General features: G+C 68.0%; 23 protein-coding genes, 2 tRNA genes and 1 pseudogene. 9 read left to right on the forward strand and 17 right to left on the reverse strand.

Going from position 1 to position 22,340, the window contains the following annotated elements:
- Nucleotides 1-55: 55 nt before the first annotated feature.
- Both EPL03_RS18540 and EPL03_RS18545 read left to right on the forward strand, forming a co-directional pair.
- Entirely contained in the window at nt 56-604 is a 549-nt protein-coding gene (locus tag EPL03_RS18540) for a GMP synthase subunit A (protein WP_135830019.1), read from the forward strand.
- A 90-nt stretch (nt 605-694) separates the two neighbouring features.
- Nucleotides 695-2,722, forward strand: coding sequence for a DUF2070 family protein (locus EPL03_RS18545; protein ID WP_135830020.1), 2,028 nt, complete (start codon nt 695-697; stop codon nt 2,720-2,722).
- A 134-nt stretch (nt 2,723-2,856) separates the two neighbouring features.
- Here the strand turns inward: EPL03_RS18545 and EPL03_RS18550 are convergent, their stop codons facing one another.
- From EPL03_RS18550 to EPL03_RS18575, 5 genes are all read right to left on the reverse strand, one after another.
- Complete coding sequence (locus tag EPL03_RS18550) at nt 2,857-3,504, reverse strand: helix-turn-helix domain-containing protein (protein ID WP_135830021.1); 648 nt, start codon at nt 3,502-3,504, stop codon at nt 2,857-2,859.
- Nucleotides 3,505-4,614: 1,110 nt separating this feature from the next.
- Nucleotides 4,615-5,127, reverse strand: a complete 513-nt coding sequence (locus tag EPL03_RS18560; RefSeq protein WP_135830022.1) for an NUDIX hydrolase — start codon at nt 5,125-5,127, stop codon at nt 4,615-4,617.
- A 557-nt stretch (nt 5,128-5,684) separates the two neighbouring features.
- Nucleotides 5,685-5,758: transfer RNA gene (locus EPL03_RS18565), tRNA-Thr, on the reverse strand.
- A 19-nt stretch (nt 5,759-5,777) separates the two neighbouring features.
- On the reverse strand, nt 5,778-6,281 hold the full coding sequence (locus EPL03_RS18570; protein ID WP_135830023.1) for a GNAT family N-acetyltransferase: 504 nt from the start codon (nt 6,279-6,281) through the stop codon (nt 5,778-5,780).
- Entirely contained in the window at nt 6,282-7,481 is a 1,200-nt protein-coding gene (locus EPL03_RS18575; RefSeq protein ID WP_135830024.1) for a phosphoglycerate kinase, read from the reverse strand.
- A gap of 221 nt (nt 7,482-7,702) precedes the next feature.
- Between EPL03_RS18575 and EPL03_RS18580 the strand changes: the two genes are divergently transcribed.
- The 3 genes from EPL03_RS18580 (at nt 7,703) to EPL03_RS18590 (ending at nt 9,929) form a co-directional block, all read left to right on the forward strand.
- A complete protein-coding gene (locus EPL03_RS18580) occupies nt 7,703-9,091 on the forward strand; it encodes an ABC transporter substrate-binding protein (RefSeq protein ID WP_135830025.1) in 1,389 nt (462 codons plus the stop codon).
- 152 nt (nt 9,092-9,243) lie between these two features.
- Nucleotides 9,244-9,549, forward strand: a complete 306-nt coding sequence (locus EPL03_RS18585) for a hypothetical protein (protein ID WP_135830026.1) — start codon at nt 9,244-9,246, stop codon at nt 9,547-9,549.
- Between the two features lie 65 nt (nt 9,550-9,614).
- Nucleotides 9,615-9,929 (forward strand): hypothetical protein, encoded by a 315-nt coding sequence (locus EPL03_RS18590; RefSeq protein ID WP_135830027.1) that lies wholly within the window; start codon nt 9,615-9,617, stop codon nt 9,927-9,929.
- Nucleotides 9,930-9,951: 22 nt separating this feature from the next.
- Here the strand turns inward: EPL03_RS18590 and EPL03_RS18595 are convergent, their stop codons facing one another.
- The 6 genes from EPL03_RS18595 to EPL03_RS18620 form a co-directional block, all read right to left on the reverse strand.
- Entirely contained in the window at nt 9,952-10,656 is a 705-nt protein-coding gene (locus EPL03_RS18595) for an ABC transporter ATP-binding protein (protein ID WP_135830028.1), read from the reverse strand.
- Nucleotides 10,653-11,486, reverse strand: coding sequence for an ABC transporter ATP-binding protein (locus EPL03_RS18600; protein ID WP_135830029.1), 834 nt, complete (start codon nt 11,484-11,486; stop codon nt 10,653-10,655). The genes EPL03_RS18595 and EPL03_RS18600 overlap by 4 nt, the downstream gene beginning before the upstream one ends.
- Nucleotides 11,483-12,847, reverse strand: a complete 1,365-nt coding sequence (locus EPL03_RS18605) for a branched-chain amino acid ABC transporter permease (protein WP_135830030.1) — start codon at nt 12,845-12,847, stop codon at nt 11,483-11,485. The genes EPL03_RS18600 and EPL03_RS18605 overlap by 4 nt, the downstream gene beginning before the upstream one ends.
- Nucleotides 12,844-13,956, reverse strand: a complete 1,113-nt coding sequence (locus EPL03_RS18610) for a branched-chain amino acid ABC transporter permease (RefSeq protein ID WP_135830031.1) — start codon at nt 13,954-13,956, stop codon at nt 12,844-12,846. Before EPL03_RS18610 ends, EPL03_RS18605 begins: the two co-directional genes overlap by 4 nt.
- 188 nt (nt 13,957-14,144) lie before the next feature.
- Entirely contained in the window at nt 14,145-14,747 is a 603-nt protein-coding gene (locus EPL03_RS18615) for a CBS domain-containing protein (protein WP_135830032.1), read from the reverse strand.
- 88 nt (nt 14,748-14,835) lie between these two features.
- Entirely contained in the window at nt 14,836-15,594 is a 759-nt protein-coding gene (locus tag EPL03_RS18620; protein ID WP_135830033.1) for a GTP cyclohydrolase III, read from the reverse strand.
- A 277-nt stretch (nt 15,595-15,871) separates the two neighbouring features.
- Between EPL03_RS18620 and EPL03_RS18625 the strand changes: the two genes are divergently transcribed.
- Together EPL03_RS18625 and udk are read left to right on the forward strand one after the other, a co-directional pair.
- The gene (locus EPL03_RS18625) at nt 15,872-16,066 is read left to right on the forward strand and encodes a cold-shock protein (protein ID WP_115862948.1); all 195 of its coding nucleotides are present in this window, start codon (nt 15,872-15,874) and stop codon (nt 16,064-16,066) included.
- A gap of 397 nt (nt 16,067-16,463) precedes the next feature.
- Nucleotides 16,464-17,076 (forward strand): annotated as a pseudogene (gene udk, locus EPL03_RS18630) (uridine kinase); the annotation flags it as partial.
- A gap of 248 nt (nt 17,077-17,324) precedes the next feature.
- Here the strand turns inward: udk and EPL03_RS18635 are convergent.
- The 3 genes from EPL03_RS18635 to EPL03_RS18645 form a co-directional block, all read right to left on the reverse strand.
- On the reverse strand, nt 17,325-17,645 hold the full coding sequence (locus EPL03_RS18635) for a DUF5785 family protein (protein WP_135830034.1): 321 nt from the start codon (nt 17,643-17,645) through the stop codon (nt 17,325-17,327).
- Nucleotides 17,646-18,097: 452 nt separating this feature from the next.
- Nucleotides 18,098-18,181 (reverse strand) — tRNA-Ser (locus EPL03_RS18640).
- Between the two features lie 86 nt (nt 18,182-18,267).
- Nucleotides 18,268-19,029 carry a TIGR04282 family arsenosugar biosynthesis glycosyltransferase gene (locus tag EPL03_RS18645; protein ID WP_135830035.1) on the reverse strand — a complete coding sequence of 254 codons (762 nt, stop codon included), beginning with the start codon at nt 19,027-19,029 and terminating at the stop codon, nt 18,268-18,270.
- Between the two features lie 61 nt (nt 19,030-19,090).
- Here EPL03_RS18645 and EPL03_RS18650 point away from each other — a divergent pair, with 61 nt between their 5' ends.
- Together EPL03_RS18650 and EPL03_RS18655 are read left to right on the forward strand one after the other, a co-directional pair.
- Nucleotides 19,091-19,297: a hypothetical protein gene (locus tag EPL03_RS18650; RefSeq protein WP_135830036.1), complete on the forward strand. Its 207-nt coding sequence runs from the start codon at nt 19,091-19,093 to the stop codon at nt 19,295-19,297.
- A 151-nt stretch (nt 19,298-19,448) separates the two neighbouring features.
- Nucleotides 19,449-20,294 carry a VOC family protein gene (locus EPL03_RS18655; protein ID WP_135830037.1) on the forward strand — a complete coding sequence of 282 codons (846 nt, stop codon included), beginning with the start codon at nt 19,449-19,451 and terminating at the stop codon, nt 20,292-20,294.
- Between the two features lie 66 nt (nt 20,295-20,360).
- Here the strand turns inward: EPL03_RS18655 and EPL03_RS18660 are convergent, their stop codons facing one another.
- Genes EPL03_RS18660 through EPL03_RS18670 form a run of 3 tightly spaced genes read right to left on the reverse strand, consistent with a single transcriptional unit; the run spans nt 20,361 to nt 22,292 of the window.
- A complete protein-coding gene (locus tag EPL03_RS18660; RefSeq protein ID WP_135830038.1) occupies nt 20,361-20,993 on the reverse strand; it encodes a uracil-DNA glycosylase in 633 nt (210 codons plus the stop codon).
- A gap of 42 nt (nt 20,994-21,035) precedes the next feature.
- Nucleotides 21,036-21,944, reverse strand: coding sequence for a DUF7504 family protein (locus EPL03_RS18665; RefSeq protein WP_135830039.1), 909 nt, complete (start codon nt 21,942-21,944; stop codon nt 21,036-21,038).
- A gap of 12 nt (nt 21,945-21,956) precedes the next feature.
- Nucleotides 21,957-22,292: a HalOD1 output domain-containing protein gene (locus EPL03_RS18670; RefSeq protein ID WP_210425007.1), complete on the reverse strand. Its 336-nt coding sequence runs from the start codon at nt 22,290-22,292 to the stop codon at nt 21,957-21,959.
- Nucleotides 22,293-22,340: the final 48 nt, after the last annotated feature.

The following is a 22,340-nucleotide window of genomic DNA, read 5'->3' on the forward strand; positions in this document are numbered from 1 at the left end:
GCCCTCCCCGCCGCCACCGAACGCCTTTAGTGCGACTGCTGACTACGCCCCTCCAATGACTCGCATCCTCGTGGTGGACAACCACGGACAGTTCACGCACCTCGAACACCGCGCGCTCCGGGACATGGGCGTCGACACCGAGATCGTCGACAACGACACGCCACCGGCGGACCTCGACGCCGACGGCCTCGTCCTCTCCGGGGGCCCGAGCATGGACGACGTCGGCAACTGCGCCGACTACCTCGACCTCGACGTGCCCGTGCTGGGCATCTGTCTGGGGATGCAGGCCATGGCCGAGATTCTGGGCGGCGAGGTCGGGTCGGGCGACTACGGCGGCTACGCCGACGTGACCGTCGAGGTGCTCGACGACGACGACCCCGTGGTCGGGTCGCTCGCGCCCGAGACCCGCGTGTGGGCGAGCCACGCCGACGAGGTGACGGCGGTGCCCGACGGGTTCGCCCGCACCGCGACCAGCGACGTCTGCGACGTCGAGGCGATGGCCGACCCCGACCGAGACCTGTACGGCGTCCAGTGGCATCCCGAGGTGGCCCACACCGCCGAGGGCGAGGAACTGTTCGAGAACTTCCTCGCGGTCTGCGAGTAGTCGCGGCGCTCACGCCAACTCGACCGGACGCAACTCGTCGGCCGGTGGCAAGTAGTACCTTTTAAGCGTGCGCCCTCGTACTTCCTCGACATGACAGCGACGCAGGGCGACCTCGCCAGCCTGTCGCGGTACGTCTTCCGCGCGCCGCGGTGGTACGCCAGCGTGGCGTTCGCGCTGCTCGTGGCCGGCGTCGCGGGCGTGGGGGCGTTCGACTCGCGGTTCGTCCTCGAGGACGCGTGGCAGGGGGTGTTCTTCATCGGCGTGCCGACCGTCGTCGCCAGCTTGGTGACCACGCCCGTCGACCGGGAACTCGGCGGGCAGTTGACCTACAACCGGTCGTCGCTGCTGGCGCTGACCTGCGAGGTGCTCATCGTCGCCATCATGGCGGGAACGGGAGCCGTTGCCCACTTCGTGCCCGGACTGGGTCAGGGGTTCGTCTTCGACGCACTCATCGTGGGGCTGGCGTCGGTGTTCGCGCTCCGACTGCTGATAGTGATGGCGGTGTCGGGCACGTCGGTCGTCGTCGCCGCGATTCCGGCCAGCGTCCAGACCGCCACGGCCGCCCTGCTGTTTTTCATCTACAGCGGGACGTTGCGCTACCTCGAACTCGGCGGCGGCCCGGTGATCGACATCCTGCTCATGCGCTCGGACGAGGCACCGCCCGAACTCGGCGTCATCGTCCCCGTCGACTTCGCGCTGCTGGGCATCATGTGCGTCATCTACGGCGTGGCGGTGTGGGCGTTCGTCGCGTTCATCGACCGGCCGTGGAAGCGCAGCCTCGACGTGAGCGTACTCGACTTCGTCAGCGGCTTCATCGGTCACATCGCCGAGGGCACCCGCGAACTGGAGGACTTCTTCGAGACCATCGGCGAGGAGGCGGTCGTCCCGGTCACGGTGCTGTCGTTCCGCCGGCCGGACGAGGACGCGTCGGCCGACGGGAACGCCGACGGCGCGTCGGCCGCCGAAGGCTCCGACGACCGCGAGAAGGCCCGGTTCGTCCTGCCGATGATACACCCCGGCCCGATGGGGGAGATCGGCGGCGGCAACCTGCCCGAGCGCGTGGCGCTGGAGGCCGACGGGCTGGCGTTCCCGCCCCACGCGACCGCCGGCCACGACTTCAACCTCGTCACCGAGCGCGAGGTCGACGCCCTCATCGAGACCGCCCGCGAGGCCCACGGGAACATCGAGTACCACGACACTGCGACGCCGAGCGTCCGGGTCCAGGAGGGCGACGCCAAGGTCGTCGGGCAGGGGTTCGGGGACGACGCGCTGCTGGTGGGGACGTTCTCGCCGGTCTGCACCGACGACGTCTCGTACGCGGTCGGGCTGTCGGCGGCCGCCGAGGCCCGGTCGGCCGGCGTCGATGACGTGATGCTCGTGGACGCCCACAACTGCAACGACGGGCTCGACGGTCCCGACCTCGGCCACGTCCACCCCGGCAGCGAACGGTCGTTCGAGATGATGCGGGCGGCGGGCGCGGCGGGCGACCGACTCGCGGACGCCGACTGCGGGCCCCTCCGGCTCGGGGTCGCGTGGGACGAGACCGACTGGGAACCCCGCGACGGCATCGGCCCGCTCGGGGTCCGAGTCGCGGTCCTCGACGTCGGCGACCACCGCACCGCCTACGTGCTGGTCGACGGCAACAACATGGAGCCCGGGCTTCGGGACCGCATCGTGGCGCGGCTCACCGACGACGCCGACTCGACCGCCGGGGCGACGGACCCGCCGGCCGAGTCGTCCGAACCGGCCGCCGCGGAGCCGACCCCTCGCGCCGACGGCGCGCGGCCCCCGACCGCCGACGCGGCCGAAGTGATGACCACCGACACCCACGTCGTGAACCAGGTCGAGGCGTCGAATCAGGTGGGCGAGTCCATCGACGACGACGAGCTCGTTGCGCTGGTCGACCGACTGGTCGCGGAGGCGACCGCGGACCTCGAGCCGGTCGAGGCCGGCATGGCGAGCGAGCGCGCCGAGGTGACGGTGTTCGGCAACGACCGGACGGAGACGCTCGCGAGCCACGCCAACGCCGTCATCTCGATGGGCGCGGCGCTGGCGGCGGTCGTCGTGCTGGCCGCGATGGTCATCAGCTTCCTCATCTTCCTGCTCGCGGGGGCGTAGCGCGGCCGACGGCGACCAGGGACCGACCCGCCGGCGCGCGGCGGTCGACGTCCGGGGTTCGGTGGCTGGGTCGCCGGTGCGTCGCCCCGGCCACCTCTGGATGCCATGGGACCGGTCGCGAGGTTCGAGCGCGATCACTCGTCGTGTATCAGCGTGCTCCGGACGAGGTTGGCGTACCCCCGGTGGAGTCGCGCCGACGCGGCGTTCGCCGAGATGTCGAGTTCGTCGGCCAGTTCGCCGAGCGATATCGCCCCGGGAACCTCGAAGTACCCCCGCTCGTAGGCGGTCACGAGCGCCTCGCGCTGCTCGTCGGTCACGCCGTACCGACCGAACGCCTCGGAGTGGGTCGCGCCGTGGAGCCGGCGGAGCTCGAACGAGAGGTCGTGGGTCGCCGCGTGGTCCTGGAACGACGAGAGCGCCGCCTCGTCCGGGAACAGAATCTCGACGAACCAGTCGCCGTCCTCGCTGGTCGCCTGGAGGATGGTCGCCTCCGACTCCGAGACGGCGTAGACGATGCTTCTGGCGTCGCGCGCCCACGTCACTCGGTAGAGGCGCTCGTCGTCGTGGCCCTCGACGGTGACGACGTCGTCGACCGTCGGGTCGTCGTCCAGCGCCGCCTCGAACGCCTCGAAGTCGCCGCCCGCCCCCCAGAAGTACGGAGTCACCTCTTCGTCCTCGACGGCGACCCGTTCGATCTCGACCCGCATCTCCGGAACGGCCCCGAGCGTCCGGTCGAGCAGGAAGTCGGCCGCCGGAACGTCGAACGCGGTGAGGATGCTCACGGCGGACGCTCGACGAGGACAGACATCAATTGCACGATTTAGTTGAACCCGTTCCGGGCGCGAGCCGACGATTCATCGACGAGACGTGCGACTGGGCGTCGATAGCGCGGTCGGCACCCGTCGCGGCCGAAAGAACACCGCAAGGTACCCCTACCCGCGGTAATTCATCGACACCGGAGGTACGTAATAGGTCTTGTGGTGCGTTCGTCGGAGCGACGCAGGCCGGAAGCGAGACGGGACTCGGCCGGTCACGCCGTGGCGAACCTCAGCCGTCGTCGGTCTCCGGGCGCAGCTGGTCGGGCGTGCGCTCGTAGCGCGGCGTCGAGACGAACCGGGCGATGCGTTCGCGCTCTTCCTCGGAGAGGGCCATGGGAGGTGAGAGTCACGGCAGACGCAAAAAGACAGCGGCCGTCCGCCGGCGGCTCCTCGCGGTCGAGCGCCGGCAAACCACCCGAGCGGGCGAGTTCCGCTGGACGCGCGAGGTTCGCCCGCCGACTGCACCATCCACCCGGTCGCGGACCCCCGGCCGGCGTGGACGCGACCCCGAGCTGCTCGTGGCGGCCGGGTCGCTGGGCCGTCGTACGATTCGGCCGCCGAGGAATCGTGAGACCGGCAGTCGTCCTGCAGGACGGAAGCGACCGTCTGGTGGGGAGACGATTGAATAACCACACTCTCCTGTCCAGGTCGACGGACGCGGATGCCGTCGACTGCCGCGCCACTGATGGGTCGCCCACGCTGTCAGCCAGCCGATGCACTCAGTTCCAAATCGCTCTGTGCGTCCGTTCGACGCCGAGAAGTCCGAGAATCGCGCTGTTTCTCCGAGCGAACAGCCACAGCGTAGAGGTGGACGGCGATGTCCGAACAGGTGTCGCCGTCCGCTCGCGTCGCCAGCTCAAGAGTGGCCGCGTCTAACGTCCTCTAAGCAGGTCTGCGAACCTCGTTCCAACCAACCGAACGACCCGCTCACTTCTCGAACCGCCCTAACTGGATAGCGAAGGAGGATGGTAGCTGTCTATATTACTGGACCGAGTTCAATAAATATCGAGTCGCTTCGGCAAACGTCTTGTACAGTCAATAGTACGTAGGCACCGCGATGACAGGGAGAGACCGTTACTCTCCTTGCCGTACTCGCTCGAGGACCCGTTCTGCTATTTCCCGCTTAAAAACGTTGTCGGGAAGGTCGTCAAACCAATCCGCGTCCTCGATCGGCTCGTCGGGCGTCCCCAATTCGCTCCCGATCTCTGTTGTGATTGCGTGGGCTGAAAACAAAACAAACGTAAAAGAGCGCGAATCCTCCCCGTGCTGAACGATATTTTCCACGACGGCGTAGGGTCGGTCGGGCTTCACCGAAACGCCAGTTTCCTCACGGACCTCCCTGACGGTAGCGTCCCGGAGCGATTCCCCGGGTTGAACACTCCCACCGGGAAGGAGCCACGAACCATCGCCGCCGTGATAGGCCAAGAGGACTCGCTCACTATCGTCGACCACGACCGCCGAGACAGCCCACCCAGCGCTGAATGCTTCGTTCTCTTCGAGCGCTCCGAATGTCTCCTCATCGACCTCCTCCTCGATGCACTTCTCAAAGAGGTCATCATACTGTTGACGGGGGTCAGCAACGACCATACTAGAGGGAATTCAAATTAATTTGAAAGCTTTTGCTATCCTACCCGCGTGTATCTCGTATATTATCTGAACTGGGCACCGGCCAGTGTCGCGTTCACGGCAGAACCTTCGGTAGGATACGCATCAACCGGTCTGTGGAGCGCCATCCGCGAGGATGAACGCGGAGTTAGCCCGTTCGGTTGGACCCTCGGCACGTATAGTTACCGAGTGTCTCGTCGGTGGATTCCCCTGTTGCTCCACCGGAGCGGTCTGCCGGGAGTGTATCGACTCCATGCATTTCGTGGGATGGAATGACGGTAGTTGGTTGCAGTGGCACCGTTCGAGCCTCGTCGTAGCCATCGTCACCGTGGAGCAGTCTCTCACTGTTCTCTGACCGTCCTGGACGGCGTTCTCCGAGACCAGTTGGACTTGGGGCGGCGTCGACGTCTGCTCCAGACGGAAACGCGGGGGTCTCCCGTTCAACGAATTCGTCTCGGCGTGTCGTCAGGGGGTTCAGTATTTGTACTCTGTTACCGATACTCGGTAAGGGAGCGCTTGAGTGTCCGGCTTCGGCTGTAAGCCAGGGGTGGGATTCGAACCCACGAACTCCCGATTACAAGTCGGGTGCTTGGACCGCCCAAGCTCCCCTGGCGCGTGGCGCGACGTTCTCGCTACTCCTTTGTGAGCGTATCGCTTTCGACCGATTTTTCCAGCTTCACGCGGTGTGGACTGTAGCCGTGGCGCCGGTAGAACCGCCGGGCGGCCTCGTTGTCGGCCATCGCCTCCAGCGCCACCACGTCGACCCCGGCGTCCGCGAGGCGGCACTCGGCCGCCGCGAGCAGGTCCGCCCCGACCTCCTCCCCGCGACGGTCGGGAACGACGAACACGTTCTCGACGACGCCCCGGACCGCGTCGGTGTCGTAGCGCCCGGACTCGACGCCGAACGTGGCGAAGCCAACGATGCCCCCGTTCGACTGGTCGTCGTTCGCCGGCGGCGCGCGGGCCACGAGGAGTTCGCCGGCGACCGCGTCGCGCGCGAACGCCTCCCGGACGACCTCGCGGTTCTCGTCCGCCAGCAGGTGCGAACCGTACCGGCGCTGGTCGGCGGCGAGGGCGACCCACAGGTCGGCTACCCCGTCGGCGTCCCCGACGCGGCCGGGCTCGACGGCGACCATTCAGTCCCGGAGCGCCTCCACGGCCGGCAGGTCCTCGCCCGTGAGCATGTTGAGCGCCGCGCCCCCGCCCGTGCTGACGTGGTCGAACCCCTCGATGCCGAACCGTCGGATGGCGGCGGCCGTGTCCCCGCCGCCGACCACGCTGTAGTCGGCCTCGGTCGCGACCGAGAAGAGGTCGTGCGTGCCGTCCGCGAACGTCTCGTCCTCGAAGACGCCCGCCGGGCCGTTGAGGACGACCGTCCCCGAGTCGCGGATGACCGCGGCGTAGGCCGCGACGGTCGCCGACCCAACGTCCATCACGGCTTCGCCCTCCTTCGGGGGCAGGTCGGCGAGCGCGAGTTCGTGGCGGTCGCCGTCGCGCTCGACCGCCACGTCCTCGGGGAGGCGGACGCGGTCGCCGTACTCGTCGAGCAGGTCGGCCGCGCGGTCGATTTCGTCCCAGTAGCCGTTGTCGTAGACGAAGTCGGCGCTGGCGTCGCCCAGGTCCACCCCGTCGGCCAGCAAAAACACGTTCGCGACCACGCCGGTCGTCAGCACCCGGTCGGCCACGCCTCGGTCGAGCACGCTCTCGACGACGGCCAGCGAGTCTGGGACCTTCGCGCCCCCGACGACGTACGTCCGGGGTTCGGGCGTACTCTCCATGTCGCCGAGGACGTCTATCTCGGCCTCCATCACGCGGCCCGCGTAGCCGGGAATCCGGGCCGGAAAGCCCACCAGCGAGGGCTGGGAGCGGTGGGCGGCCGCGAAGGCGTCGTTGACGTAGGCGTCGAGCACCGGGACGAGCTTGTCGACGAGTTCGGTCTCGCCCGCGCGCTCGGCGGAAAACTCCATGTACTCCTCGCTGTAAAAGCGGGTGTTCTCCAGCACGACCGCCTCGCCGTCGCTCAGGTTCTCGACCGCGCGGCGGGCGTCGGCCGAGAACGTGGCGTCGGCGTAGTCGACGGGCGCGTCGAGGAAGTCGTCGAGTTGGTCGGCGTGGGGCCGGAGGTCCCTGAACTCCTCGCCGCCGGGCCGGCCCTGGTGGGCGAGGACGGCGACGCGACCGCCCCGCTCCAACAGTTCCGAGAGGGTCGCGACGTGGGCGCGGAGGCGTGCGTCGTCCGCGAGACCGCCGGCGTCGTCGAGCGGGCTGTTGATGTCGATACGCACTCCGAGCGTGGTCCCTTGGACGGCGAGGTCGTCCAGGGTCTGTATCGGCATACGGGTTCGTGCGACGGCTGGACGCATATATGTGTCGGGATAGCTACCAAATAAAACTCGGCCCCGAGTGAATATCTATCAAACGGCGGTCGTGGGCGCCGAGTCGGATACTCGCTCCGCTCGCGGCCCAAATCCCAACTCGACGACGGGTGGTGAATTATCCCATCCGTAGCTCTACCGTCAAGGATATACTTATAACAGAGGAGATTATATGGGCAGATATGTCATACCACACGAGAAGGCGTGACGTGCTCAAGGGCGTTGGCGTTGCTGGCACGGTCGGAGTGGCCGGCTGTGTCGGCGGCGGCGGCGACGACGGCGACGAGGGCGGCGACGACGGTGGTGGCGGCGGTGGGGACGGTGGCGGCGGAGACGGTGGCGGCGGAGACGGCGGCAATCAGGGCGACGGGCCGGACCTGCTGACCATCATCGGCTATCCCGAGAGCGGCATCCAGCTGTTCCGGGACTACTACAGCATCTCGGACGGTTCCGAGGACATCCTCGTCCCCGACGGCCTGCAGGACGGCGCGATGCCGGGACAGGTCGGCAACGACATGGCCAACGTCACCGGGACCGCGCCCGCTGCGGGCGGCCCGAACCAGGAAGCCTTCAACCAGCTCTATCAGGACGAGTACGGCGAGAGCCCCGGCGTGTTCACCTCCCAGTCGTACGACTCGGTCGCGCTCCTCACGCTCGCCAACATCGCTGCGGGCGAGAACAGCGGGACCGCCATCAGGGACCAGTTGCGCCGCATCGCCAACCCCGACGGCGAGCAGTACGGCCCCGGCGAGTTCGTGGCCGCCGCCGAGGCGGTCGCGAACGGCGAGAACATCAACTACCAGGGCGCGTCGAGCGCGACGAACTTCAACGAGGCGGGCGACCCGGCCTCGGCGGCCTACTCCATCTGGGAGTTCGAGGGCGTCGAGTCCGAGTCGGTCACCGTCCAGGAGACCCAGAGCTTCGAGGGCGAGAACCCCGACGGCGCGGGGCCGAGCGCCGACGAGTCGCCGGGCGGCCTCGGTCGGGAGGTCAGCGTCGGCATCCTCCTGCCCGAGACGGGCGACCTCGCGTCGGTCGGCGGTCCGATGATAAACGCGGCCGAGCTACCGCCCCAGCAGATAAACGACTCGGACCTCGACCTGACGGTCAACGCCCAGTACGAGGACACCAACACCTCGCCCGACCAGGGGGTCAGCGCGGCCGAGTCGCTGATCAGTGCGGGCGTGCCCGCCGTCTGCGGGTCGGCGTCCTCGGGCGTGAACGTCCCGGTGTCCCAGGAAGTGTTCATCCCGAACGAGGTCGTCGGCTGCTCGCCGTCCAGCACGGCGCTGTCGGTCACGAACCTCGAGGACGACGACTACATCTTCCGGACCGCGCCCAGCGACCAGTTGCAGGGCCGGGTCATGGCGCAGGTCGGGTCCGAGCGGCTCGATGCCTCCTCGGCCGCGACGCTGTACGTGAACAACGACTACGGCCAGCAGCTCTCCGAGCGGTTCACCAGCGTATTCGAGGACGAGTTCGGCGGCGAGGTGTACGACCAGATAAGCTTCAACATCGGCGAGTCGTCGTACACGTCGGTCATCGAGCAGGCGCTGGGCAGCGGCGGATAGTCGGAGCCTCCACGACGGACTTTTCTTTCGGAGTCGGTGGCGTCGTTTCTCGGCAGCCCCGGGTTCGGCGTCGTCGGGGACGACCGACCGATACGCGTCCCGAGGTATCAACGGACGGTACGTTTTTCAACGCGTACGAACCAGCAGGTACCATGGTACAGCCACGAGACGCCGAGGAACTCCCCGACCTGTCGCCGGAGTTCGGCGCGATGTCGCTGCGCGAGGTCGGGAACGTCACGGTTCGGGACGTCGACGAACCGCCCCAGCAGAAAGCCATGATGTGGAAGTCAATCGCCGCCGAGAACGTCGCGGACCGGGACGCCGACCCAGAACTGCCAGCGAGCGTCGGGAACCTCTCCGAAGCGGAACTGCTGGACCGCCCGTTGAACGACTACGGCGACAAGGCGGAACTGCTGGCGGTCGTGGAGTGGTACGTTTCGACCCACCTCGACGCGTGAATCGTCGGTCCGACGACTGTCGGACGGTCGAAAAAGACAAGCTATCGAGGGAGTGACGAGAGACTATGTCGATCTGGCTGGCGAGCGTGGCGGTTTACTGTCTGATTCCGGTCGGAACGTTCGGCCTCCTGTTGGCTCACGAACTGGGATACGCGCTCCCGGTTCTGTTCGCGGGCGGACGCGCCCGGCTCACCATCGGCGTACTCGGCGTCGTACTCCTCGGCGGCGTCGACGGCCCGTCGTTCTGGGTGGTCGCAAATCTCCTCGTCGGCGAGAGCTACAGGCTGTACCGGACCGTCGTACCGAAGACGTACTCGCGGGGACCGTACGCCGGAACGCCGAGCGACGGGAAGCGGTTCCTGCGATTGGTCCGGTCGTGACGGGGGACGGTCGCGCCCGGACCTACCCGCCGAGGAACTGCTGGCGGACCTCTTCGTCGTTCAACAGCTTCGTCCCCTCGTCGACGTACCGGTTCTGGCCGTTCGCCAGCACGTAGCCCCGGTCACAGCGCCGCAGGGCCTCCTTGGCGTTCTGCTCGACCATCAGGATGGAGGTCCCGGTGTCGTTGATCTCGTCTATCTTGTCGAACATCTCGTCGACCAGGTCGGGCGCGAGCCCCGCCGAGGGCTCGTCGAGCAACAGCAGGTCGGGGTCGAGCATCAGCGCCCGGCCCATCGCGAGCATCTGCTGTTGGCCCCCCGACATGGTGCCGGCCTTCTGGCCCGTGCGCTCCTCCAGAATCGGGAACCGGTCGTACACCTCCCGGAGCGCGTCCTCGGGCACCTCGTCGAGGATGTACGCGCCCATCTCGAGGTTCTCCTCGACGTCGAGTTCGGCGAACACGTTGTCGCTCTGGGGAACGTAGCCCAGTCCCTTGTGGATGACGTCCTCGGGTCGAGTGTCGGTGATGTCCTCGCCCGCGAACGTCACCGTCCCGCCCATGTAAGTGGTGAGCCCGAACACCGACTTCATCACGGTCGACTTGCCCGCGCCGTTCGGGCCGACGATGGTGACGTACTCGCCGTCCTCGACGTCGAGGTCGACGTCCGTGAGTATCTGGAGGTCGCCGTAGCCCGCGTCGAGGCTCTCGACGTCCAGCAAACTCATACTTCACCTCCGAGGTACGCCTCGATGACGTCCTCGCTCTGCTTGACCTCGGTCGGCGTGCCGTCCTTCAGAATCCGGCCCTGATGCATGACGATGACTCGCTCGCAGTTCTCCATGATGAGGTCCATGTCGTGTTCGACGATGAGGAAGGTGTAGCCCTCCTCGCGGAGGTCGTGGACGTGTTCGAGCAGTCGCTTCTCCAGCGAGGGGTTGACCCCGGCGAACGGCTCGTCGAGCAGGAGTACGTCCGGGTCGGTCAACAGCGCGCGCGCCATCTCCAGCAGCTTGCGCTGGCCCCCCGAGAGGTTGCCCGCGTACTCCTCGGCGAGGTGGTCGATCTCGAAGAAATCGAGCACGTCCCACACGCGTTCGAGCTGTTCGGTCTCCTGGCGCTGGACGTCGTTGCGGAGGCCGGGCGTGACCGACCGCCACAGCGACTCGCCCATCTGGCCCTTCGGCGCGAGCATCATGTTCTCCAGCACGGTCATCTCCTCCAGCTCGCGGGCGATCTGGAACGTCCGGGCCAGCCCGCGGGTGGCGATCTCGTGGGGCGGGAGTCCGGTGACGTCCTCCCCGTTGAACCGAACCGCGCCCGAGTCGGGCTCGTGCATCCCCGTGATGAGGTTGAACGTCGTGGACTTGCCCGCGCCGTTCGGGCCGATGAGGCCGGTGAGCGACCCCTTCTCCACGCCGAAGCTGACGTCGTCGACCGCCGTGATGCCGCCGAACGTCTTCCGAAGCCCCTCGACTTCGAGGGGCACGTCGCTGTCGAGGTCGACGCTCTGAACCGGAATCGCGGCGTCGTCGGCCGGTTCGTCGGTCTCGCTCATTGCTGTTCACCCCCGTCGGCGGCGGCCGCGTCGCCCGACGGCTCGGAGCCGGCCGGGCGCGAGAGGTCGATGCTGGCGGCCGTCTCCTTGCGGTGGCCGAGCAGCCCCTCGGGCCGGTTGTGCATCAGCCAGATGAGCACCAGCCCCATGATGACCAGCCGGAGCTGGCTGATGCTGTTGAGCGTGTAGATGACGAACGGAACCGGGTCGAACGACCCCATCGCGGCCATCGCCTGCCCGAAGGTGCCCGGCCCCTCGCCGAGATCGAACGCCGCCTCGACGAGGTTCTTGACGAGCCGGGGCCCCTCGTACAGCGCACCGGCGAACAGCGCGCCGCCCAGCACGCTCCCGGTGTTCGAGCCCGCGCCGCCGATGATGAGCGCGATCCAGATGTAGAACGTGATGTTGGGTCGGAACGACGGCGGCGTGATGCTCCCCCGGCCCGCGTACCAGAGGATGCCGCCCAGCCCCATCAGCGCGCAGCCGAGGACGAACGATATCAGCTTGAACCGGTTGGTGTCCTTGCCCAGGGCGTTGGCGACGTCCTCGTCCTCGCGGATTGCCTTGAGCACCCGGCCGAACGGCGACTCGCCCGTCCACTTGAGCAGCCAGTAGAACAGGCCGACGACCGCGAGCAACAGGAGCCCGTACGCCATGCTGTCGACGACCGGCTTGGGGTTGCTGGGGATGAAGTTGTTCCCGACGAAGTTTACGAACCCGAGGTACGGGTCCCAGAGCAACAGCGTCCTGAGCAGGGCCTCCAGCGGGGACGTATAGTTGAGGATGAGCCCGCCGCCGCCGCCGAGTCCGACGGTGTCGGCCGCGAGGTCGACGCCCAGCACCGTGTCCGGGACCTCGAACGACTGCAGCGTCCGGGACATCAGCGAGAACCGCACGATCTCCGAGAACGCGATGGTGACGATGGCGAGGTAGTCAGCGCGCAACCGCAGCGCCGGGAGCGCGACCAACAACCCGAACAGCGCCGCCGCGAGCACGCCGGCGACGACGCCGACGCCCAGCGGGAGGCCGAAGCCCCCGACCTGCGCCGCGCCGCCCTGCGCGACCGGCGGCTTGGCGACGATCGCGGTCACGTAGACGCCGATGCCCATGAACCCGACGATGCCGATGTTGAACAGCCCGGTGTACCCCCAGTGAAGGTTGAGCGCGAGCGCCAGCATGGCGAACACCCCGACGTAGAACGTGAGGTTGGCCAGCGAGTTGACGACGCCCCGGAAGGCGAAGCCGAAGATGACGCCCGCGAGGGCGTACGCGAGGTAGAGCGCGCCGAACACGACCAGCACGAGTCCGAGGTCGCTGTCCGACAGCGAGCCCAGCCGGTCGGTGAGGTCGCTCGCGCTCATGCGGTCGTCCTCCCGCTGAAGATGCCCTGCGGTTTGAACAGCAGTATCACGATCATCACGAGGAACGCGGCGGCCCGGCCGAACTCGGAGGGAATCCATATCACGGACATCGAGGCGGTCATCCCGATGATGATGCCCCCGCCGATGGCCCCGTATATCGAGCCGATGCCCCCGAGGATGACGGCCGCGAAGATGAGCAACAGCAGCAGCCAGCCGTCGTTGAATCCGAGCGTCCCCTTCCAGAGGACGAACATGTAGCCCGCGACCCCGGTGAGCCCGCCGCCGATGATCCACGTGTAGCGGACGACCTGCTCGGTCGGGATGCCGGTGATGCGGGCCAGGTCCTCGTTGTCGGACATCGCGCGCATCGCCTTGCCGAGCTTGGTCCGCTGGAGCAGGAGGTGGACGCCCGCCATCAGCCCGACCGCCACGACGACCAGCGTGAGGTCGTGGGCGTTGACGCGGACGGCCCCGTCGACGACGTTCACGCTCATCTGGGGGACCGAGCCGGCCGCGGTCGTCCCCCGGACGTCGGTGCCGAACACGAACACGATGAGGTATCGGAGGGCGAACGCCACGCCGACGCTCGTGATGAGCAGGGTGATGCCGCCCTCGTCGCGGATGGGTCGGTAGACGAAGCGGTCGACGACCAGCGCCAGCGCGACGGTCGCGACGCCCGCGACGACCATCCCGGCCACGACGGCTATCGGCGAGGTGGTGATGCCGATGCCCAGCGCGCCGCCGAACACCGACCCGCCCGCCCCGACCAGAAGCAGCGAGCCGACGTTGGCCTCGCCGAGCCCCGCGAGCAGGTACGTCACTGCCCACCCCGAGAACGCGCCGCTCGTGAGGTAGTCGCCGTGCGAGAAGTTCGCGAAGTTGAGGATGCTGTAGGTCATCGAGAGCCCGATGCCGGCGAGGCCGACGATGAGCCCCCGAAGCAACCCGTCCCACGCGTACGATGCCACGTCGTTCACTTCGATGGACCCCGTGGCTAACCCGTCGAGGAGGAACCACACGACCCAGAGAGCGACCAGTCCGACCACGACCGCGAACGGTTGTTCGCGGGCGAGCCGGCGGCCGCGCACGTACGTTTCAGATACACCCATTGATAACACTCCTCATGACAGTATCCTGCCCCGGACCCATAATAAGGTTTCCAATATCGATAATATTACGTCGTATAAAATCCAACACCTTTCGCTCGTTTCGCCGGACGCGAGCGGGGTCGGGCCGGGTCGGACGCGGCGCTCGGCCTGGAAACCTGCGGTCGGTTCGTGCGGTGTGGTGGCGACCGTCACACACCCCGGCAGTCGGCGCAGATGAGCTGGCCGTTCACGTTCGCGAGCTCCCGACTCAGGGTGCCGCAGGTCTCGCAGATGCTCCGGTCGGCGTACTCGTATCGGTCGGCCTCGTCCCGGGCGTCGCCGCCGGCGCTGCCCGCACCCATCGAGGTCCCGCCGGCGTTCGAGAACGCGACGTCGTCGGGGGCCTCCTCGCGGGCGGTCCGAGCGCCCGACAGCGACGCCGACGCTGCGATGAGGTCGCGCTCGGAGAGGACGCCGACCAGTTCCCCCTCGCTGGTGGCCGCGACTCTGCGGATGTCCTCGCGGGACATCGTGGCCGCGGCGTCCGAGAGCGCCCGGTCGACGTCGACCGACACCACCGGATCGGACATCACCGCCGACACCGCGACGTCGGCCGGGTCGCGCTCGTCGGCGACCAGTTCGAGCACGTCCGACTCGGTCACGATGCCGACCGGCTGGCTCCCCCTGAGGACGACGACGTAGCCGGCGTCCTCCTCGTCCATCAGCTTCACCGCCCCCAACACGGTGTCCGACTCGCTGACGCCGACGAACTCCCTGGTCATCACGTCCCTGACGGTCACTTCGCCCTCCATGTGCGAGAGATTGGCACAGGCGCGCTAAAAAGTATCCCCGGCAGGCTTAAGCCCGAGTCGGGCGTAGCTTCGAGGTTGCTACGCGCCGTCAGTCGACGACGACCCGGTGGCCGTCCTCGCGACACGCTTCGAGCGCGTGCTTGGCCGCCATCCCGGCCGGCTGGGCGGTGGCCGCGCTTCCCACCCCGACCTTGAGCTCGACCTCGACGGTTCGCTCGACGTGGTCGATGGCGTCCCGGTAGGCGGCCTCGTCGAGGTCCGGGCAGACCGCGATGACGTTGTCCCCGCCGACGAAGAAGGCGAGGCCGTCGTGGGCCCGGCGCAGATATCGCATGAGTTCGGCGTACGCCTGCTCGATGTGGATGAACGAGTCGTAGGCGTTGAGCCGGTCGGTGTACTTGCCGGTGGCGTCGTTCACGTCGAAGTGGGCGAGGTGGACGTCGTGGTCGGTCCGCTCGTCGGCGGCGAGCGTCCCGCCCCGCAGGATTTCGGTCCGGTCGGCCTCTTGGGCGCTCCCGGCGTCCTGGAGGTGGTCGGTCGCGGCCGAGAGCGCGTCGACCGGACTGGGCGCGACGCCGACGCCGAAGCTGACGGTCACGGGGTAGCGGTTGCGGACCGACTCCTGTATCATGGCGTGGTCGGCCTCGTCCATCCCGTTCGTGACCGCGACCATGTTGTCGAACCGGGTGAAGAAGACGTACCCCTCGCGGTTGCCGACGAGTTGCGAGAGGTCGGCGTACAGCCGCGACTGGAGCGTCTGGAGGTCGACCTCCCGGCGCGGTTCCGGCGTCACTGTCCACGGCCCGTAGTTGTCGATCTGGATCAGGGTGACCTGGGCGTTCGTCACTGTTACGCGACGGTTGTCACTGCCACCTTATAAGCCATCCTAATTCCGATAGGAGTTCCAGAAGTGTGAATGGGCGGTCAGTCGGGCCACCACTATTGCCGGAACGGACGAGAATCGGCGAGTAGCCGCCGATTCCCACGAAGCGCTCCCGGTAGGTGACCGAACAGTCGCATTCGACCGTCGGAATTCGAGATAGGGGACATATTCGTCCAAAATATACGGCCGCAGGCAAACGTATTACGGAAGTCTTATCCGTACACCGGGCATTCGAGTTGCAATGGCAGAAGGAAACGTTGACTTCTTCAACGACACTGGCGGCTACGGATTCATCTCGACTGAGGACGCGGACGACGACGTGTTCTTCCACATGGAAGACATCGGCGGCCCGGACCTTGAAGAGGGAACCGACGTAGAGTTTAGCATCGAACAGGCCCCGAAGGGTCCGCGCGCGACGAACCTCACGCGCCTTTAAACAACGCTTTCAGGCCGCCTGACGGCGGATGAACGCGCTTTTCCGTGACACTACGACCGACCAGCGGCGAGCCCGCCGTCGAGTCGGAACGCGCTCGACGACAACTCGCAGCGCTGTGTGTGGCACTTTTGCCGGGGCTCGAAGGACGGTGACGGTGACGGTCGGTAGTGGTGGCTGGAGGCGGCGGGAAACGTCGGTTACGGGAATTGGTAACGGGACGAAGCGACGGAAAGGCGCAGCTCGCTACTGCTTGAGCCGAGGGGAACCGCGACCGCACGGCACAGCGCCGCCACCGCACTGCAACCGCACACCACCGCAACTGCACGCGACCGCGAGCCGCTCACTCCCTGCGGTCGTTTCGGGGGATTCAAACCCCCGTCACGCCTGTACCCTGCCAATGACAATCCCGTCGTTCGTCATCGGCATCGCCGGGGGGACCGGCGCGGGGAAGACGACGGTGGCCCGCGAGATAACCGCCGAGGTCGAGGACTCGGTGACGCGCATCCCGATGGACAACTACTACGAGGATCTGAGCCACCTCGACTTCGAGCAGCGGGCGGCGGCCAACTACGACCACCCGTCGGCGTTCGAGTGGGAACTCCTGCGCGAGCACATGGACGCGCTCCTGTCGGGGCGGACCATCGAGATGCCCCAGTACGACTTCGCCGACCACAACCGCAAGGACGAGACCGTCACGGTCGACCCCACCGACGTCGTGGTTCTGGAGGGCATCTTCGCGCTGTACGACGAGGACGTCAACGAGATGCTCGACGTGCAGGTGTACGTCGAGACCGACGCCGACGTGCGCATCCTCCGGCGCATCGAGCGCGACGTGGTCGAGCGCGGGCGCGACCTCGAAGGCGTGATGGACCAGTACCTCTCGACGGTCAAGCCGATGCACGAGCAGTTCGTCGCGCCCACCAAGAAGCGCGCCGACCTCATCATCCCCGAGGGCGCGAACAGGGTCGCGGTGAACCTGCTCGAAGAGAAGGTCCGCGCGGAAACCTACGCCGATTCGGGCTCGGGGTGGACGCTCGACGAGGCCGGCGTCGAGCACGAGGGGGCCGAGCGCCTCGCGGTCACGGAACCCGGCGTCGGTGACGCCACCGAAACCGAGAGGTGGGACCGCGACGGACCCGCTCGGGACGGCGACGCGAGCGCGTGGGGCGACGAGGACAGCGAGCCGTGGGTCGACGAGCGCGCGCGAGACGACCAATCGCTCGACGACGGAGAGCCGTAGAAGAGCCGGGAGCGCCGGTCAGGCGCTCTTTTTCTCGGGCGACTCGCCCTGCGGGTGGTAGTCCCAGAACCCGCCGGCGCGCATCCCGGCACCTACCGCCTTGTGGAAGTCGACGATGGTCTCGAACTCCTCGCCCTCGACGTACTCGAAGACGTCCGCGACGCTGACCACGCGCCCGGAGTTGATGCGCAGCGGCTCGTCGGCGTGTTCCTCGACGAACTCCTGTTTGGCCAGCGGGAAGTCCTCGTCCTCGTCGAGTCGCTTGGCGAGGATCGCCATGCCGTACTTGCGTCCGCCTTCGCTGCCCTCCTCGCCGTCTGGGTCGTGGGGCCAGTCCATACCCGAAGCGTCGGACGGGTGGAGCAAAAGGATTTCTCCTCGCGGTCGGCCAGCACGGTGCAGTGGCGTGTGGTCGCGGTTGCGGTGCTGTCCGTGTGCTCGCGGCGTGGTTGCGGTCTCATATGCTCGAGCAACAGCTCGCGGCCTCGTTGCTGTCCTCGGCAGTATCACTCGGTTCAGGACGGTCGTTCGATTCGAGGTCGAACTGACAGACGAGCTGCTCGACCCGTCGCTCGCGTCAGAACGACGGTGGGATTGGGATTTGAACCGGAGCCAGACGGCCCGGGATGCTCGCTTCGCTCGCGGCGTTGCCGGTCGCATTTCGAGGCCCCTGGCCTCGCTCGCTGCGCGTCCGGGCTGCGACTGGCAGGGCTCAAATCCCAATCGGAACCGCATTGCTCCGCACCATGACGCGAGTACACGAGGTACTCGCCATTTGTTCGTCGCAGAAGCGGTGGGATTGGGATTTGAACCCAAGAGGCCTTCCGGCCACCTGCTTTCAAGGCAGGCGCAATAGGCCGCTCTGCCATCCCACCGCGCCCGATGCTTGGCCGCGACTCGTCTAAGAACTGTCGGTCTCGATTCGGATTGCCAACCAGCTAAAAGAAGGCGGCACCGCGAGTCAGTTCGTGCGGTGAAGCGTCGGCTCGCCGTCCCCGTCGGGCCGGACGCACAGGCCCCACTCCCGAATCAGTTCGGCGGTGTGTTCGGGCACGGCCAGCCCGGCCGAAATCCGGGCGTCGAGCACCGCGACCAGCGACGCCAGCTCCGGGCCGGTCCCGACGCGGGGCGCTGACGGGAGCAACGCGACCGAGTGGCCCGCGTCGGCCGCGCGCGTCGCCAGCGTCTCGACCTCGGGGACCGCGAACGCGTCCTCGAAGTCGACGGTGTCGGTGAAGCCCGCGTAGTAGGTGCCCCCGCGCTCGCTCGGGCCGAGCACCACCTCGTTGGTCCGGAGCTTCATCGCGGCGCTGTCGACCTCCTTGCGAGTCATGCTCGGCGCGGTGCCGGGGACGACAGCGGCCGAACGAACGCCCTCCTCGTCGAGCAGGTGCGTGACGGTGTTGCCCGCCCGCGCGGCACGGTCGGAGCCGACCTGCACCTCGAAGCGGGCCGCCTCGGGGTCGTCGAGCGCGTCGGCCGCGAGCGCGCGGACCGCGGCTTGGGCGCTCTCCTCCTGGCGGTACGCTTCCGGGAGGCGGTCGTCGGGGCGGTAGTTGACCAGCAGGTCGCCCCCGCTGCGCTCGACCGCGCGGAGCGTGTCCTTCAGCGACGCGGCGTAGAGGTCGGCCGCCTCCGATTCCGAGAGCGGCGACGACGCGGGGAGCTTCGGGACGACGAGCCCCGGCCGCGGCGGGTCGGCGAGGACCGCGATGACTGTCATGCCCGGACCTCGGGCGGCGCGACCCTTGAAGGTTTTACTCCTGGGTGCTCACGGTCCGGGTATGAATCGCCTCACGCCACTCGCTGCACTCGCAGTCGGCGCGACCGCCGCCGGCGCTGTCGGGTCGTTCGTCGGCCTCGCCCGAGCGGTCGCCGGAAACGCCGCCGCGCTCGCGACGGTCGGCCTCGTCGCGCTCGTCGTCGTCAGTCTGGGCGGACTCGGCTCCGCGCCGTCCCGCGCGCTGTCGACGCCTTACTGGGGACGATAACCGCCACGCGGCGAGGCGGTTGGGTCGACGTAACCTGCTCACGTCGGCGTTGCCGGAGCTATAAGAGCGTCTCCGACCAAACGACGGGCGTGATAGACGACAGAGCGTCCGGCGAACTGCGTGCCAAGCGACCGCGCCGAACCGAACGACCATGGACTCGAACGTAGACGCGCTCCCGGCCGAGACTCGAATCGGACGAACCGCCCTCGGGGCGTCGAATCTCGGGGAGATGGTCGAGTTCTACCGGGACGTGGTCGGACTCGGCGTCCTCGACCGCACCGACGCGACGGCGGTCCTCGGCGTCGACGGGACCCCGTTGCTCGTGCTGGACCGCGACTCGGACGCAGGCCGGCGAGACCCGTCGCGGGCGGGGCTGTTCCACACCGCGTTCAGGGTCCCCTCGCGTGGTGCGCTGGGCGACGCCCTGGCTCGGATTCGGGACCGCGCGCGACTCGACGGCGCGTCCGACCACGGCGTCAGCGAGGCGCTGTACCTCACCGACCCGGAGGGAAACGGCGTCGAAATCTACCGGGACTTCCCGCGAGCGGAGTGGCCCCGGAGCGCCGACGGGGGCGTCCGCATGGGCACGTACCGCCTCCACCTCGACCCGCTGGCGGCCGCTGCCACGGGCGAGTCGGCCGCGCCGCCCGGAACCGACGTGGGTCACGTCCACCTCGAAGTGACCTCGCTCGACGCGTTCGAGGAGTTTTACGTCGACCGCCTCGGGTTCGAGCGGCAGGCGGCGGTGCCCGACGCCCTGTTCGTGTCCGCCGGCGGCTATCACCACCACGTCGGCGCGAACACGTGGAACGGTCGCTCGGAACCGACCGGCGACGGTGGGCTGTCGTGGTTCGAGGTCGTCGTCCCGCAAGCGCGGGCGCTCGACGCGATACGGGACCGGCTCTCGGCGAGCCAGTACGCGATGGCCGAGACCGACGACGGCGTCGCCGTCACGGGACCGGACGACATCGAAGTCCGATTTCGGGTCGAGACGTAGCGTCCGCGCAGTAGACGTAGTTTCCGCGTGGCGGTTTCTCGCCGGCGCTTCCGACGCCAACGTTCGCTACCGACCCCGCCGCCCCTTGGTCTGTCGATAATCCCGGTCCATCAGGTCGAGGAAGTGGTCGACGAACGCCTCGCGCTCGTCGTCGGTCGCCTCTCGCGGGTCGGCCATCGGCACGATTTCGAACCCCCGGCCCCGAATCGTGGTGGCGTGGTCGTCAGTCGCGTCGAACGCCTCGGCCGGCGCGGTGGTGTACTCGGCCGCGAGCTCGGTCAGCGCGCGCCCGCCCACCGGGACCAGTATCTCGGGATTTATCATCCGAATCTCGGCGTTGAGGTAGGGTTCGCAGGTCCGGACCTCCTCGTCGGTCGGCGACCGCTCGGGGTGGCGACACCGCGCGAGATAGGTCACGAACGCGTTTTCGAGTTCGGGGTCGGCGGCGCTGGGCAGCGAGTTGTTGAGCCCGAGTTGACCCAGCACGTGCTGGAGCGCCTCCCCGCGCTCGTCGCCGGTGAACGGGACGCCGGTCCGGTCGGCTCCCTCGCCGGGCGCTTCGCCGACGAACAGGAAGTCCGCGCCCACGTCGCCGTAGCCGTGGACGACCTGCTCGCGGGCGTCACACAGCGCCGGGCAGTTCCGGCAGTCGGCGTCCATCCCGAACGGGTTCGAGCGGGTCTGCTGGTTCGCGTCCATCGTCGGGAGCGTGGGGGCCGCGCGGTAAAAACCGGTCGGGAGTCACTCCTCGGCCACGGGGCAGTCGCCCCTCGCCGGGCGGTCTCGTTCGACCGTCCGACCGAGGTAGGGCTCGACTCGCTCGAAGTGCTCGCCGCGAGCGACGCGTTCGCGGTCGTAGGCGGCGAGTCCGAGCGCGGCCAGTTTCGGCAGGTGGACGTCGATGAGCGAGGCGAGGACCCGGTCGCGGTCGACCCGCGTGCGGGCGGCCACCCGGTCGGCGAGGTCGTCGACCGGCAACGGTCCCTCGTCGGCCAGGACCGCGAGCACGCCCCGCCGCCGCCTGTCCGACATCGCCTCGAAGCAGTCGCCGACCGACGGCGTCGCGGCGGTCTCGGCCTCGTTGTCGACGCACTCGATTACGGTGTCGAACAGCGACGCGACCTCGCGGACGACCGTCCGGTCGTGGGCCGTGGGGGCGAGACAGACGTAGCCCACCGCGTCGCGAGCGTCGAGCGCGCGCCGGAACGTCCGGAGGAACTCGACGCCGCGCTCGACGCCGAGGTCGTCGACCACCGCCGTCGCCGAGTCGACGTACGCAACGGTCCGTCCTTCGTCGGGCCACGCGTCGAGATAGCCGGTCGCGGCGTCGCGTATCTCCTCGGCGTCGGTCGGGTCGGCGACGCCGCGTACCGGCCTCCGGGACGCGACGTCGACCGCACTCGTCGACCGCATCACCTCGCCGACGCTGACGACCCCGACGTTCCGGGGACGGCGGTCGATTCGCTCGCCCCACCGCCGGAGAAATCTGGTGGACTGCTCGTGGGTGACCGCGAGGACGTCGTTCGGTCCGTCGGCCGGGAGCAGGTCGAACAGGGGCTCGAACTCCCGGGCCCCGTCCGACGTCCGCCGCAGGACGAGCGTGTGCGGGTTGCCCGCGACGCTGGTCCGCACCAGTCTGGTGTCTTGCACGCTTTCGCCCCCCTACTCGGCGTCTCCGACCGTCTCGTCTACGATTCGGACGTTCCCGTCGCTGCGGACCAGCACGTCCAGTCCGCACACGCGGAAGCTCACCTGCGCGTCGCCCTCGTCGTCGGCGAAGAGGGCGTCGAGGGCGTCCGGGTCGACGCGCTCGGACAGCGGGATGACCGTGTTGGTCGGGTCGATTCCGGCGACCTCCGCTATCGCTTCGATGACCGTGTCGCTGACCGTGGCCGGCCCGTCGGCGTCGTGGGTCGCCCGGTAGACGCCCTGTCGGTCGGACGCCTCCGTGAGTCCCGAACTGTCGGCGATGTCGTTTCCGGTGTTGCTTTTGGACACGTTTCCCGACCTCACGCAATGTTCGGCCCGTAAATGTAATAAATTTAC

This window comes from Halorussus halobius (assembly GCF_004765805.1).
Classification (GTDB): Archaea; Halobacteriota; Halobacteria; order Halobacteriales; family Haladaptataceae; genus Halorussus; species Halorussus halobius.

What these genes read in the sequence shown, in the direction of transcription:
- EPL03_RS18540 (WP_135830019.1), top strand. Translation starts at nt 56, where the DNA reads ATGACTCGCATCCTCGTGGTGGACAACCACGGACAGTTCACGCACCTC.
- EPL03_RS18545 (WP_135830020.1), top strand. Translation starts at nt 695, where the DNA reads ATGACAGCGACGCAGGGCGACCTCGCCAGCCTGTCGCGGTACGTCTTC.
- EPL03_RS18560 (WP_135830022.1), bottom strand. Translation starts at nt 5,127, where the DNA reads ATGGTCGTTGCTGACCCCCGTCAACAGTATGATGACCTCTTTGAGAAG.
- EPL03_RS18570 (WP_135830023.1), bottom strand. Translation starts at nt 6,281, where the DNA reads ATGGTCGCCGTCGAGCCCGGCCGCGTCGGGGACGCCGACGGGGTAGCC.
- EPL03_RS18575 (WP_135830024.1), bottom strand. Translation starts at nt 7,481, where the DNA reads ATGCCGATACAGACCCTGGACGACCTCGCCGTCCAAGGGACCACGCTC.
- EPL03_RS18580 (WP_135830025.1), top strand. Translation starts at nt 7,703, where the DNA reads ATGTCATACCACACGAGAAGGCGTGACGTGCTCAAGGGCGTTGGCGTT.
- EPL03_RS18585 (WP_135830026.1), top strand. Translation starts at nt 9,244, where the DNA reads ATGGTACAGCCACGAGACGCCGAGGAACTCCCCGACCTGTCGCCGGAG.
- EPL03_RS18590 (WP_135830027.1), top strand. Translation starts at nt 9,615, where the DNA reads ATGTCGATCTGGCTGGCGAGCGTGGCGGTTTACTGTCTGATTCCGGTC.
- EPL03_RS18595 (WP_135830028.1), bottom strand. Translation starts at nt 10,656, where the DNA reads ATGAGTTTGCTGGACGTCGAGAGCCTCGACGCGGGCTACGGCGACCTC.
- EPL03_RS18600 (WP_135830029.1), bottom strand. Translation starts at nt 11,486, where the DNA reads ATGAGCGAGACCGACGAACCGGCCGACGACGCCGCGATTCCGGTTCAG.
- EPL03_RS18605 (WP_135830030.1), bottom strand. Translation starts at nt 12,847, where the DNA reads ATGAGCGCGAGCGACCTCACCGACCGGCTGGGCTCGCTGTCGGACAGC.
- EPL03_RS18610 (WP_135830031.1), bottom strand. Translation starts at nt 13,956, where the DNA reads ATGGGTGTATCTGAAACGTACGTGCGCGGCCGCCGGCTCGCCCGCGAA.
- EPL03_RS18615 (WP_135830032.1), bottom strand. Translation starts at nt 14,747, where the DNA reads ATGGAGGGCGAAGTGACCGTCAGGGACGTGATGACCAGGGAGTTCGTC.
- EPL03_RS18625 (WP_115862948.1), top strand. Translation starts at nt 15,872, where the DNA reads ATGGCAGAAGGAAACGTTGACTTCTTCAACGACACTGGCGGCTACGGA.
- EPL03_RS18635 (WP_135830034.1), bottom strand. Translation starts at nt 17,645, where the DNA reads ATGGACTGGCCCCACGACCCAGACGGCGAGGAGGGCAGCGAAGGCGGA.
- EPL03_RS18645 (WP_135830035.1), bottom strand. Translation starts at nt 19,029, where the DNA reads ATGACAGTCATCGCGGTCCTCGCCGACCCGCCGCGGCCGGGGCTCGTC.
- EPL03_RS18650 (WP_135830036.1), top strand. Translation starts at nt 19,091, where the DNA reads ATGAATCGCCTCACGCCACTCGCTGCACTCGCAGTCGGCGCGACCGCC.
- EPL03_RS18655 (WP_135830037.1), top strand. Translation starts at nt 19,449, where the DNA reads ATGGACTCGAACGTAGACGCGCTCCCGGCCGAGACTCGAATCGGACGA.
- EPL03_RS18660 (WP_135830038.1), bottom strand. Translation starts at nt 20,993, where the DNA reads ATGGACGCGAACCAGCAGACCCGCTCGAACCCGTTCGGGATGGACGCC.